The organism is Bacteroides sp. 1001136B_160425_E2, from assembly GCF_015559655.1.
GTDB lineage: Bacteria > Bacteroidota > Bacteroidia > Bacteroidales > Bacteroidaceae > Bacteroides > Bacteroides luhongzhouii.
Genome location: NZ_JADMQH010000011.1, coordinates 114,525 through 127,966, shown reverse-complemented (window position 1 = coordinate 127,966; position 13,442 = coordinate 114,525). Strand labels below are relative to the sequence as shown.

Below are 13,442 nucleotides of genomic sequence, written 5' to 3'. Positions count from 1 at the left end.
CGACGTTCCACTTTTTAAATCTGATAATTATGACCTTGATCCTTGCCATTATTCCGGTGTTACTGTTGATTATACTAATGGCATTCTTTAAAATGCCGGGTGACAGAAGTAGTATCATTTCTCTGATCGTGACGATGCTAATTGCTATTTTCGGCTTCGCTTTTTCAGTAGACAATCTGTTTTACTCCTTTTTATATGGGGCGTTAAAAGCCGTCTCTCCTATCTTAATCATTATTCTGATGGCTATTTTCAGTTATAACGTATTGTTGAAAACAGAAAAGATGGAGATTATCAAACAGCAATTCGCTTCTATTTCTACCGATAAAAGTATTCAGGTGTTATTACTGACTTGGGGATTCGGGGGACTACTGGAAGCGATGGCCGGCTTCGGGACAGCAGTTGCTATTCCGGCAGCCATTCTTATCAGTCTGGGATTTAAGCCTATCTTTTCGGCAACCGTAAGTTTGATTGCCAACAGTGTAGCCACAGCTTTCGGAGCGATCGGGACTCCGGTATTGGTGCTGGCCAAAGAAACGAATCTGGATGTATTGCATCTTAGCACGAATGTCGTATTGCAGTTATCCGTTTTGATGTTCCTGATTCCGCTGGTTTTGCTTTTCCTTACTGACTCCAAACTTAAATCGCTTCCCAAAAATATATTTCTTGCCTTATTAGTAGGCGGAGTCTCTTTAGTCAGCCAATATCTGGCTGCCAAGTATATGGGTGCTGAGTCTCCGGCCATTATCGGCAGTATTCTTTCGATTATCGTGATTGTTCTTTATGGAAAACTGACTGCCTCTAAAGAAGAGAAAGCACGAAAAAGCCATCTGAAAACAAAAGATATACTGAATGCATGGAGCATCTATTTACTGATTCTATTTTTAATTATTCTAACCAGTCCCCTCTTCCCGGGATTGCGTCATACATTAGAGAATAACTGGATAACCCGAATCAGTTTGCCCATCAATGCTTCCACCGTCAATTATACCATTTCCTGGCTGACTCATGCCGGAGTATTGCTTTTCATCGGAACTTTTATCGGTGGATTGATTCAAGGGGCTAAAGTAAAAGACTTGTTCATCGTTCTTTGGAATACAGTGAAGCAATTAAAGAAAACATTCATCACAGTGATCTGCCTTGTGGGATTATCCACAATCATGGATAGTGCCGGAATGATTGCCGTGATTGCCACGGCACTGGCTACGGCTACAGGAAGTTTGTACCCGCTGTTTGCTCCGGTCATCGGTTGCCTAGGAACGTTTATCACCGGAAGCGACACCTCTTCCAACATCCTTTTCGGAAAGTTGCAAGCAAGTGTTGCAGGGCAAATTCATGTTAGTCCGGATTGGCTGTCTGCTGCAAATACAGTAGGTGCTACAGGGGGTAAGATTATCTCCCCGCAAAGTATTGCTATCGCCACTTCTGCGGGAAACCAACAGGGAAAAGAAGGGGAAATACTGAAAGCGGCTATTCCGTATGCGTTGGTATATGTGGCGATTACCGGAATTATTGTTTATATTTTCAGTTAATTACCCGAAAATAGAAGAAGATAATAATACTGTTAACAAAGCGTGATAATGCTTCCGCTTAACCATTAGATGTTAAAACATTTAGTTCGTTTTGGCACAGTTATGAATATATTTTATTCATTACCAATATTAAGAATCAGCCTTCTTATTACTGATAAACTACCGTCTTATCGTATACTTTATTTCTATTTATTAATCGCCGACTATAGTTGTCTGCCTGGCTGGCTATAGTCGGCTGATTAGACAACAATAGTCGACCAGGTGGACAACTCTAGTCGGCTTCTTAGATGCAAGCTGTTCAATTTGCTAAGATTGACAATGCCGATGCGAAGGTTACGGGCTGTGAAAGTGCAAACTGTGGGGATTGTGAAGGCGTGAAGGGCGTGAAGAAAAGACTTTTCTTTATTTGTTCACAGAAAACACCTATCAAACAGATGATTACCATCCGTGAAGGATGTGAAGGAGGAGAACTGAACTTTCTTTATGCTTGTCCCATTTTTCTATATGGCGGTTTCGTACCCCCATGTAGGATGTTAATGCACCTACTGCCTGTTGTGGATGGTGAAGAACAATGGGACAGGCGGATTACAGTTAGTTAGCGATTGACTTGAAAAGCCGTAGTATAGAAACCTTTGCTTATACCACATGATAGATCACTTCATGTGCTTCCGTCAGTAGAGGAACCTCCAGCTTATCCAACATCTTATCCAATACAGATTCAGGAAGTGCATATTCCCTGCTTTTATTTTGTTGACGCCAAGTGTGATATGGCTGTTCCAGATAGACTATCTTCACTTTCGCACCATAATCAACAAACAAATCAATCAGTTGGGCACGCATCTGACGAGTTATGTTAGTAGCATTCCAAACAAAATCCTGTCCTTTACGAAGATACGTCCTGGCTTCTTCCTTCGCCATTTGCACTACCCGTCCATTCGCCGACTTATCTGTGGGACTCAATTTGTACTTTCGACGAATGGCGTCCAAACTCACCACCGGCATATCCATACCAGCAGATTGGATATAATAGTCTTTCCCCATTCCCGGAAGTCCTGACAAAATCGTCACTTCACATTTAAACTGTTCGTGAGGAATATAATCAATATAGCTGTCTTCTGCATGGAAGTAATGAAAGCGTGCACAATCTGTGGCAAACTCTCTCGGTTTACTCCAACAATCTTGTTCGCGGCAGAAAATCTCAAACAGTTCCACAGCTTCCAACAGTTCATTCTTATCTTCACAAATACGCCCTCTGACATCAGCGTCAGCCAACATCTTCAACAATGAAGTATCTACCCGTAAAGAAGCTTCACAGAGTTTCTTTACAGAATCCGGCTTCTCCATCAGCCAAACAGGCAATCCATGATACCGGACTAAAGACGCAATCTGTTCCCGGATATGGAACGGAGCTGGACAATCCCGGTATAAAATAGTACGGGCAGTGTACTCTCCTTTTCTGGCATGACCTTTAGCAGATACCCGTCCCTCTCCTTCATCCACGGAAGTCGAACGCTTTTCAACATCATGCAACAATGCAGATGTCCAAATAATTTCTTTCTCCAAGGTGGAGAGAGTATGATAAGCAGAAGACTGCTGCAATGCTTCCAACACCATACGGGTATGCTCGGCCACACTTCCCTCCGCATGATAACGAGTATCCTGCGGGACGACATTCATTTCCCGTACCCACTCGAACTGTCGTTCGAGTGAGCACCATGATTTATCTTCTATCAATTTCCAATTCATCATTATTCTCCTTTTCATTACTTAATTCCCAGACAAGCGGGGCACGTTTCCAATTACGCGTCCAATGCTCGTCTGTTTTGACGTGTCCTTTTCGCACATATTTAAACACATGATGCGCAAATTCGCTTACCGGATATTCCTCGATATTGCGGCTGACTACTCCTTCACGAGTACAAGTCTCTTTCGTCCACGGATCACATGACCCGAAAACAGACGGGTCTTGTGACATATCGATGATTTCCTGTTTTAAAAGCTCCGGCGTTAAACCGGAAACAGGTTCTATCTTCAACTCCGGAACAGTAGGCAAGTCAAATAAAGCTGCATAAAACTTCACTTCCTCCCATGACAACCATTGATCCATGCAACGAACCGCAAAGATATAAAAATGCGTTTCTAATCGCTGATATTCAATAGAATGTATGGCATATAGATTTTCTCCGAAGATTTCTATATCGCCCAAATCATTCTTTATCAATTCCCAACGTTCGCGCAGTTGCCTCGTCCAGGGTGAAGTGGTGGGAGCCGCATGCGAACGGGCAAAGACACCCCACTGACTTAAACAATTATTTTCTCCATCCAACTTCTCAGTATGCACTAATGTCTTAATCCGTTGGATATCTTCCCAATACGTATGATTAATCCGGTCATCACTAGTCGTTCCGGGAGAGAACGGATAGTGATAGGTACGACCATATTTCTCTGATATCATCTTCTTCTTTTTTTTAATTAAATACTCATTCTTTTTTGCACAACTAAACGAGTGATTCCTGAATCACCTTCACCGGATTCCCCCGCTGAAGATGATTGTGACTGACCCAGTTTTCCTGTGCCTGAATCATGGCTTGTTCCATCGTCCAGGACGAAAGTTTCACTAACAAACGTTCTGTTGCCAATTTCTTGTTCTGCCATTGCGAGCGTTGGTCGGAAGCTACCACACTCATTCCCGTAGGAATATGCACCGCACGAACTGCCGATTCTGTCTTGTTGACGTGTTGTCCGCCAGGTCCGGAAGCACGCAAGGTTTCATAACGGAAATCATGTTCCGTAACCTCCTGACTCTCGGACAAAACAAACGAATGAACACCAACAAACCAGTTTTTCCGCTTATGATAAATGCGATACGGACTTTGAGCTATCCATTGCACTGTTCCTTCCCATTCATCCACCACTTCATCACAGGCTGCCCCTTGAAGGGAAATGACAGCCGAAAGCAAAGTACGGTTCACCGGTCCTACCTCCCGCTCTATCATTTCCACTTTCAAGCCTCTCGCTTGTGCTTGTTTCACGATTCTTTCGAGCACTAAAGCCACTACCCGGCAACATTCCGCAGGTCCTCTGCCGGAAGTAATTTGTAAATAGACTTTTTCTTTCATCGCATTACTCCTTATTCATTCGTACAATGCGAGGCATAAATTTGCCTTGGACTTCCACCAGTGTCTCCTGCGTATACATCACTCTGTCAATGTCCTTGTATGCCAGCGGCATTTCTTCCACGCTCCCACCAATCAAAGTTACTCCTGCTTGCGACAGTAACTTCTTCAAAGCCGATTGCGTAAAACTATCTTTTGCCTGTTGGCGGGACATTGCCCTGCCGGCTCCATGAGAGGCCGAATTCAACGCTTCTTCCACCCCTTTGCCACAAACCAGATAACCCGGGGTAGCCATACTTCCGGGAATCAATCCCGCTTGTCCCTTTTGTGCCGGAGTAGCCCCTTTACGATGGACGATTGCCATACGCCCCGGTATTATTTCCTCTTTCCAAGCAAAGTTATGATGGTTATTGACATTAGCGAGAGGCTTCAACCCTAAGGCTTTCGCCAAATTCAAATGAATCCGTTCATGACAGGCACGGGCATAATCACCTGCCAGATTCATACTCATCCAATACTCCTGCCCCTCTTCCGTGTTCAAATCCAACCAGGCAAAATGTTGTGCTTCACGGGGAAGCCTGCACACTTCACGTGCCAGCAGACTGTAATGTTTTGCAATGGCAGCCCCCAACCCTCGTGAACCGGAATGTGACAGCAACGCCAAGTAACTTCCTTCCGGAAGATTCAGCACGTTTTTTTCTTGCAGAGTGATCTCGCCGAACTCTACAAAATGATTGCCACCACCGGAACTCCCCAGTTGACGGACGGCCTTTCCATGCAAATCCCTCAATAAAGACGTCAGACGGAATTCCTCCCTATCCAACACTTCATGTTCCTGCTCAAAACCCAATCCGCCATCCATACCGAAATGGGTGAAGTCTTTCAAAGCTTCTTTCATCTGATAGGCATACCGTTTCAGAAAATCTGCTCCGGCATCGAATACTGTCAGACTCATCCGGCAGCCGATATCAACTCCTACAGCATACGGTATCACCGCATTATCCGTAGCAAGCACTCCACCGATAGGCAACCCGTATCCGGCATGAGCATCAGGCATCAATGCTCCGGCCACTGTTACAGGCAAGCGCATAGCCAGGTTCATCTGTTGTTTGGCAAGCGTCTCGATAAATTTACCTCCATAGGTTTTATACATCAATGGCTCATCCAGTAAATCATAAGCTATAAACTCTTTCGCTATTATAGTCGGCGAAAGGCGTTCGGCCAGCTTATTCCATATTTCATTGTTTTTGTAAGATTCGGGATGCTCGAGTATATCGCTCAATGTCATTTCAATCTGTTCTTTTGTGTTATATTTGCAATGTTTGCTCACAATGTCCACTACCAGACTACGGGCAACATTATCCCGGTATCCCAGTTTACTTAAATCTTTTAATCGTATTCCCATACTCTTTTTTCATTCGCATACAGCATTCCCTGTCAGCCTCACCGGCAGACGACGATGCAATACACGTGATACCAATGCTTAGGATATGGATATAAAACACCCTCCCACTGCATTGAAGTGATTAATTTAAAAAATAATAATGTGATTGCAGGACTAATCAACCATTGCCGCTTGTCAGTAGAATTGCGGTCAATGTAAGAACCATCAGTTCAATATAAAAAATAATAAGTTGCAAAGCCTCATCCTCCCGACGAGACAACTTAGTCCTAATTTGAAAATATTATAACTCCAACATAATTAATACCCTTTCCATCAATTTTAAAGGGTGAATACTCATTTTATCGCGGCAAAAGTAGTGCTTATTTTTATATCTTCCAAAGATTAATAGACAAATTTTAGTGTTCAATAACTATCCGAGGGAAGTTTTGCCAAGAGTTTCTGTCAAATTGCTATTTTATGGTCCTCTTATATCGCCTATCTTTGCATCAGATAAAAACAAAAAGAAAGATAATATATGAAACGGATAAAAAGCTTATTAAGTGTCTTCATCTTGACACTGGCAGCCACGGCTTGCGCGGGAAACAGCGGAGAAAATAAAAAAAGCAATGAACCAACAAAGGAGGACAATAAAATGGAAGTAGTAGCATTAAATAAAGCAGATTTTTTAAAGAAGGTATATAACTATGAAGCCAATCCGAACGATTGGAAATTTGAAGGCAGCCGTCCTGCCATCGTAGATTTCTATGCTACCTGGTGCGGTCCCTGCAAAGTGATGCACCCGATTCTGGAAGAACTTAGCAAAGAATATAGCGGCAAAGTAAATATCTACCAGATCGATGTGGACAAAGAACAAGAGCTGGCAGCGGCATTCGGTATCCGCAGCATCCCTACCCTATTGATGATTCCGATGAAAGAGGAACCGAGAATCATGCAGGGAGCTATGCCTAAAGACCAGCTTAAAAAAGCAATTGATGAATTTCTTCTGAAACAAAATAACGAAGCAAAGCAATAGACTTCGACTTTTTTCTCGTCATGGGAACTGCCCTCTATTCGTCTTTTGAAGATGGATAGAGGGCTGTTTATATATGCCAAATGATAAGAACAAACATATTTGCATATATTCGCACTTCACTTTATCTTCTTATTGCTGGAATTGGTATATTTCAAATTGAAAAAATGCAGAAACATTGAATAATACTACATCACGATCTCACACTCTTTGTTTCATCACAAACCCCTCAAAGAAGTCGTCGCGGTAACTATTACCGATAGCTATTTCATACGATTTTATGAATATATCATTATTGTCGAACGATTCGATGTGACCGGTATTGACAATATATGATTTATTCACCCGCAAGAAAGTAGATTTAGGTAATAAATCGAATATGGCTTTCAAACTCATACGGGTGATAATACGCTGATCGCTAAGTTGAAGAATGACGTAATCTTTCAATCCTTCAATGAAGAGAATATCGGAGAAGTTGACTTTGAAATACCGGCGTTCTGCTTTCACAAAAAAATAGTCGGCAGTAACCACCGTTTCGATGGCTTCCTTCTCTTCTTTCAATAACAGGGAATGATAAGACAAAGCTTTATCCACAGCCTTCTGAAAACGTTCCGCTTCAACAGGCTTAATCAAATAATCTATCGCATCTACTTCATAACTGTCCAGTGCATATTCAGTGTAGGCTGTAGTGAAAATAACCAGCGTTTTCTTTGAAATCGTACGTGCAAACTCAATTCCTGTAATCCCTGGCATCTGAATGTCAAGAAAGACCAAATCAGTCACATGTTGCTCCATGAAATCGGAAGCTGTGGACGCACTATTAAAACTCCCGATTAATTGGAGGTTATTCGATTCTTCTATCAATAGCTTCATGGCTTCACGTGCCAATGGTTCATCGTCTACAATAATACAATTCATAATGTTATACCTAAAATTACAGTATACTTATTTTCATTCTCTATCTGTTTCAGTTCATACCTGTCAGGATACAACAATCCCAATCTGCGTTGAATATTCACAAGTCCTATTCCTCCGACCTTCCCTTTACTAACGGCAACTTCCGGCGTGGAATTCTCGCATCGAAACTCTAATCTATCATTATCAACCTTAAAAAAAACGTGCACATACGAAGGATGCTCGCTGTCAAAACTATGCTTTACCGCATTCTCCACAAAAGGAATAAACAATAATGGCTGAATCCAAATGGAATCTGTCTCTTCTTGTTCCTCCATCGTAAACTGAAAATTATCACGACGAATCTTTTCCAGATTCAGATAATCATTTAAGAAACGGATATCCGATGCTAACGAGACTCTTTCTCGCGAGCTGTCATTTATCTGATAGCGCAGTAAATCTTCTAATTTGAAAAGCACTTTGGATGCTTCTTCCGGATTTCTCTTTATCAGGACATTGGCATTATTCAGCATATTAAAAAGAAAATGCGGATTAATCTGATTTTTAAGAAACTTCAATTCCGACTGTAAAGTAGTGGATTCCAGTTCGTCAATACGTAGATTGTAACGTAGCCAATGCGTGAACAATGAGATAGCCGCAGAGCCTGCCATGACAAAGCCGATGGTCAGTATGCCTGAAAAAGCATTGATGAAAGTGGCAAAGCCATTGGGATCTTTTCCGGGCAGAATCACTTCAAAAAGCAAACCTTGGGTAACTGAAAGAAAAGTAACGACTGCTATATTTGTAATGATTGCCATCAACACATAACTACCCCAACGATTCTTCAACAGGAAATAAGGAACCAATACATACAGGTTTATATATATCACCATATTCATAGAGGCAAAATATGCCAGACATCCGCTCAATCGTCTCCCAAAGGAGACCGTTTGTAAAGGCTCATACCAAAGGACATTGATTGTTATCAAAACAACAACCAATTGCAGCAGCAAATGCCTGTATATCCGATAACGGGGACTCAATAGAAATGCAGTGACACTTTTATCATTCATGTTTCTGTTGTCATTGGTATTTTTATAAAAGTCATTACCATGATTCGTATTCATACTCACGACTCACCTCCTTTCAGTTCCAGCCATATACTGCCGACAGCCAATGACAACCTGTAACGGCTTCCATACAGAATATCCAACCTTTGTCTGATTCTTTCCAGCCCTTTATCGGACGACAAGAGATTTACTTCAGAACAAGCGCAGGTGAATGTAATTGTACCCTTTTCCGCTTTCAAATGAGTTTTCAATGAAACAGGGGGCTGTATCTGTTGCTCGTCTATTGCTTTGACTATGTATTGCACAAAAGGAATGAAAAGCAAAGGCGGCACCAAGATTCTGTTCACTCCGCCTTCGGAAGTAAATTCATAGTTAAATTGTGATCGGGAGGTCTGTTCCAATGTCAGGTAATTAGTAAGAAATGTAATTTCGCTACTAAGCAAAACTTTGGCCCTATTGCAGTCATACAACTGATAGCGGAGAAGTTGGCTTAACTTCATTAACATTTTTGAAGCTTTTCCCGGCTCACTCAATGTTAATTCTCCCGATTGGTGCAATGTTTTAAAAAGAAGTTCAGGGCTGATCTGTTCTTTTAACCGCTCCACTTCAGAAACGACATGAGCTTTCTCCATTTGTGAAACACGCCGGTTGTTAATCATCCATTCCTTCAGAAGAACTGTCATCGTGCCTCCTATCATACACAGCGTAGATAACATAAAAGAAGAAATATAGTCCACTACCATATGCATCGACAAATAAGAACCTCGCGCATGGAGTTCCGGCCAATAGGAATATGCCATGTATTCTATTGACATCTGTATCAACAGAGCTACGATCATCGCAGCAGAAAGTAATGACAAATAGGTCAGATAATGTCTCTTCAGCAAATATTTTGGAAAGAGTTGGAAAAGATTCAGGTAAATAACCGCTATATAAGTGAGCAGGTAAAGAAAGGTAAATGTGTAAATCCATCCGCCCAATATATCCCTATAATCCAAAAAGATTATAAAGACCTGATTGAAAGAGATCGTCCCCAGCACCAGGATAAGTACCAAATACCGCATCCATCGCAGGTCCGGACTAACGAGAAATCTATATAAAAAGGTAGATTCACTACCTGTTGCAAGTGTTTCAGTTGTCATACGCTTTATTGGGGACGAAGATAAAACATTTTTCCGGTTAGACTCTATACCGTATCTCTAAAATTCAAGTTTATAACTCACATTCGTCAATACCGTAGAATTGTCGCTGACATCTATTTTTCCTGTTTTCACATTATATTCATGCCCGTAATGTTCTTTAGCAGCCGTAAAGTTAAGTCCTTTCACAGCAAATTCATGTGATACTTTTCGCTTGTTGATACGATAACTGACAGTATAGTTACCGATCAGCATAGGAGAATATTGTTTTGAGAAAGCTTTCGTTTCGTCATATTGCACTTCTTTATCCGGATGACTCATCGTTGCCTCCAAGTCAATCGGAGAATATCGATCACCGCCTTGCAAGGTTAATTTCAGGTTGATGCTAAGTATATTCTGTTTATTTCTTCCCAACATCCATTCTTTACCGATGAGTCCGTTTATCACATAATTACGGTTAAACTTCGCATTATACCACACACCATCCCCACCCCGGTAACGGGAATCAAACCAAGAACCCGAAATCATATAATAAAGTCCTTTCTCCAAAAAACGTTCGAGGGTAATGTCTATTCCCACATTGCGTCCTCTTCCTTTATTGATCAACGCATCTTCCACATAAAAATCAGAACGATTAAGCACAGAATAAGAACTATCCGCCATGACAGGAACATCATGCAGGAACTGGATATAAGGTTCTATCTTCAAATTCATGCGATCGGAAATCTTATAACCGAACGATAACATGATGTGCTGTGCTTTTGTAAAATCAAGGTCTTTATTGACGGATTCATTGCCCGTACTTTTCGTTTTAACAAAGTATACATCCATCTTTTCCATGCGACTGTACATTCCATAAGCCAACGCAAAGGTTGTTTTTGGAGTAGCTTGCCACTTCAGGCCAACCCGTGGTTCTACAGACCATTTATTGTTCAGCGTCAGAAGTTGTCCATAGATTCCGGCATTAAGGGTCCAACGGTCGGTTAATCCCACTGATGAACTATTGTAGGCTGAAATCAGACTTGTATTACCTTTTCCTTGAGATACGATTTCCAGTGGTTCGGCTTCATAAGGAGCAATGGAAAGATCCATTTTGTAGAACATATTGGTATAGGTGACTCCTGTCTTATTGGTAAAACGGTTACTGAATTTACGATTAAAGGTAGTGGAAAATATCAGGTTGGTATATTTTGAACCAAGATCCATATATGGAGTAGACTCCATCGAATGGTTGAACAAGGTTGCTCCTCCGTCGAGTTGTGAATAGGTAGCCGCAATCGTGGTTTTCAATGACGCGTCATTGTTAAAGAAATAACGATGGCTGACACCTCCGGCTGCCATATATTGCTTGTCTCTTGATTCACTACGGTCGCCCCAATAATCCCACTTCTCTGTGTTCTTTTCAAAATCACTGGTGAACTTATCAATCAGACTTGTTCCCCAAACAGAGAAAGTTCCGGCTTTCTGTGTTGGAAAATTGAGTTTGAAGTTCAGGTCCTGATAGTCCATCTTCCCTCCTTCAAGATTCAGAAGTCCGGTCGTGGAATAACGGTAATTGAAAATATACGATGCTTTATGTTTCTTGCTCAAAGGACCTTCGGAAGCGACGTCGATCCCCATAATTCCCACTTGAATAGTATTTTCGTTCTTTTGGTTGTTGCCGTTACGCAATTTCATGTCAAATACTCCGGATACGGCATTTCCATATTCAGCTGGAAATGCTCCAGTGAAAAAATCAGAGTTCCCAAGCACCTGTGAACTTAGAGAGGAAAGGATTCCTCCACCCAATGTAGCGATGTCCGCAAAGTGATTCGGATTAGGAATTTCGACATCCTCCAGTCTCCATTGCAACAGATGAGGAGCATTGCCATGAATGGAAATACCGTTGGAAGAAACGCTGGGAGCCACCCCGGCAAAAGCGGAAACCAAACGTGCGGGATCATCAAACCCACCTGCATAACGGCTCGCTTCTTCTACGCTCAACATACGTGCTCCAGTGGTAGCCATCTTATTCATTGCTTCTTCTTTGTTGGTCCGCGCACGAATAATCACTTCGTTTAATTCGTTCACGCTTTCTTTCAAAGGTATTTCCAGATATATTTCCTTGGCGGAGGTCACCAGTATTTCTCTGAAAATGCCCGGTTCATATCCCATAAACGCAGCTTCTACGGTATGCCGACCGACAGGAACCTGTGGTATACTAAAACGCCCAAGACTGTCTGTTATCGTCCCCGCCCCCTCTTTTTCAGACAGCCTTACTGTTGCATACGGTATCGGATACTTCGAGTCTCCATCTATAACAATCCCCCGGATAGTCTGCACCGGACGTCCTTTACGCCCTGCTGTCTGGCTGAATGCTGTTACAGACACAAATAAAGCAACTACCAATAACAGCCATCCAACATTACGATATATTTTCCGGGAAAGTTCTTCATTTAGAACTTTTTCAAAGGTTTTGAGCACTGTCCCACATTCATCTAAAGAGACGCCCGACTGAATAGATATTTTCTCTAATAATCTAGTTTTATTCATCTTCATGATTTTATTCCGTTTTTATTTCGTCACGAAGATAAGGAAGGGATCAGCACTAAGCTTTCAAATGAGACGAACCTGTCCCGTTTGTAGACTAAATGCAAAATTGGCAAGATGAAAAATAAAAGAAAAAAAGAAGAATAAAAGTCACATCACTTTTAGAGGGTATAACCCATTCTAAAGGTGATGTGACTTTCATTAAAGTCCTTTGGTAATCACAGGCAACCCGAATAAGCCGTTTTGCAAAGTCAGAATCTTCGGCTGACCTGTCTTAGTCTTATTATAAGTAGAAAGAGATACATGCAATGTTGCTACATTCCCATTTTCAAAAGATACCTGCAAATAATATTCTTTACGGACCCCACCCGACACATAACGATGTCTGCCGACTTTACGAGTTTTCTTATACGTTTCCACATATTTTTTCTGTACCATGACTTTCTCTTCATGCGTGGAAGCAGAATCGGCAAACCAATAATTCCCGCCAAGAAACAGTACATAACTGATAGCACCGACACAAGCCAGATGGCAAAAACTATTAATAACTTTGCCATCCATTGTCGTCAGCCAAGTCCACCTTTTATAAAGGGGAATTGTTAGAATTGCTATTACAAAAGCCACTCCGACGGGTATCCACCAATCAACTAATGTATCTTCATAAACAACGTAACCGACGCCGCACGAAAAGATAAACACCAAAAGCATCAGTACACGAAGTACCTTAATAAAAACAGATTTCATAATATTG

The 13,442-nt window shown here is 41.7% G+C and carries 12 protein-coding genes; 3 read left to right on the top strand and 9 right to left on the bottom strand.

Features of this window, described 5'->3' with window-relative positions:
• The first annotated feature begins 29 nt into the window (after nt 1-29).
• On the top strand, nt 30-1,529 hold the full coding sequence (locus I2I04_RS12730) for an L-lactate permease (protein WP_143259561.1): 1,500 nt from the start codon (nt 30-32) through the stop codon (nt 1,527-1,529).
• A 287-nt stretch (nt 1,530-1,816) separates the two neighbouring features.
• Complete coding sequence (locus tag I2I04_RS12725) at nt 1,817-2,128, top strand: hypothetical protein (protein ID WP_143259560.1); 312 nt, start codon at nt 1,817-1,819, stop codon at nt 2,126-2,128.
• A gap of 37 nt (nt 2,129-2,165) precedes the next feature.
• Here the strand turns inward: I2I04_RS12725 and I2I04_RS12720 are convergent, their stop codons facing one another.
• The 4 genes from I2I04_RS12720 to I2I04_RS12705 are packed head-to-tail and all read right to left on the bottom strand — an operon-like array spanning nt 2,166 to nt 6,050.
• Nucleotides 2,166-3,275, bottom strand: a complete 1,110-nt coding sequence (locus tag I2I04_RS12720) for an AAA family ATPase (RefSeq protein WP_195655216.1) — start codon at nt 3,273-3,275, stop codon at nt 2,166-2,168.
• A complete protein-coding gene (locus tag I2I04_RS12715; RefSeq protein ID WP_195655173.1) occupies nt 3,250-3,984 on the bottom strand; it encodes an RNA ligase family protein in 735 nt (244 codons plus the stop codon). The genes I2I04_RS12720 and I2I04_RS12715 overlap by 26 nt, the downstream gene beginning before the upstream one ends.
• Nucleotides 3,985-4,027: 43 nt before the next feature.
• Complete coding sequence (prfH, locus tag I2I04_RS12710) at nt 4,028-4,648, bottom strand: peptide chain release factor H (RefSeq protein WP_118219459.1); 621 nt, start codon at nt 4,646-4,648, stop codon at nt 4,028-4,030.
• 4 nt (nt 4,649-4,652) lie between these two features.
• Complete coding sequence (locus tag I2I04_RS12705; RefSeq protein ID WP_143259558.1) at nt 4,653-6,050, bottom strand: RtcB family protein; 1,398 nt, start codon at nt 6,048-6,050, stop codon at nt 4,653-4,655.
• A 514-nt stretch (nt 6,051-6,564) separates the two neighbouring features.
• On the opposite strand from I2I04_RS12705, the gene trxA reads away from it, so the two are divergent.
• Entirely contained in the window at nt 6,565-7,062 is a 498-nt protein-coding gene (gene trxA / locus I2I04_RS12700) for a thioredoxin (RefSeq protein ID WP_143259557.1), read from the top strand.
• A gap of 198 nt (nt 7,063-7,260) precedes the next feature.
• Here trxA and I2I04_RS12695 read toward each other — a convergent pair whose 3' ends face one another.
• The 5 genes from I2I04_RS12695 to I2I04_RS12675 all read right to left on the bottom strand — a co-directional run bounded on the left by I2I04_RS12695 (nt 7,261) and on the right by I2I04_RS12675 (nt 13,435).
• Nucleotides 7,261-7,977 carry a LytR/AlgR family response regulator transcription factor gene (locus I2I04_RS12695; RefSeq protein WP_195655172.1) on the bottom strand — a complete coding sequence of 239 codons (717 nt, stop codon included), beginning with the start codon at nt 7,975-7,977 and terminating at the stop codon, nt 7,261-7,263.
• On the bottom strand, nt 7,974-9,086 hold the full coding sequence (locus I2I04_RS12690; protein WP_195473106.1) for a sensor histidine kinase: 1,113 nt from the start codon (nt 9,084-9,086) through the stop codon (nt 7,974-7,976). Before I2I04_RS12690 ends, I2I04_RS12695 begins: the two co-directional genes overlap by 4 nt.
• Nucleotides 9,083-10,165: a sensor histidine kinase gene (locus I2I04_RS12685; RefSeq protein WP_195655171.1), complete on the bottom strand. Its 1,083-nt coding sequence runs from the start codon at nt 10,163-10,165 to the stop codon at nt 9,083-9,085. The genes I2I04_RS12690 and I2I04_RS12685 overlap by 4 nt, the downstream gene beginning before the upstream one ends.
• 57 nt (nt 10,166-10,222) lie before the next feature.
• Entirely contained in the window at nt 10,223-12,700 is a 2,478-nt protein-coding gene (locus tag I2I04_RS12680; protein WP_195655170.1) for a TonB-dependent receptor, read from the bottom strand.
• Between the two features lie 192 nt (nt 12,701-12,892).
• Nucleotides 12,893-13,435, bottom strand: a complete 543-nt coding sequence (locus I2I04_RS12675; protein ID WP_195473110.1) for a hypothetical protein — start codon at nt 13,433-13,435, stop codon at nt 12,893-12,895.
• Between the last annotated feature and the right edge of the window lie 7 nt (nt 13,436-13,442).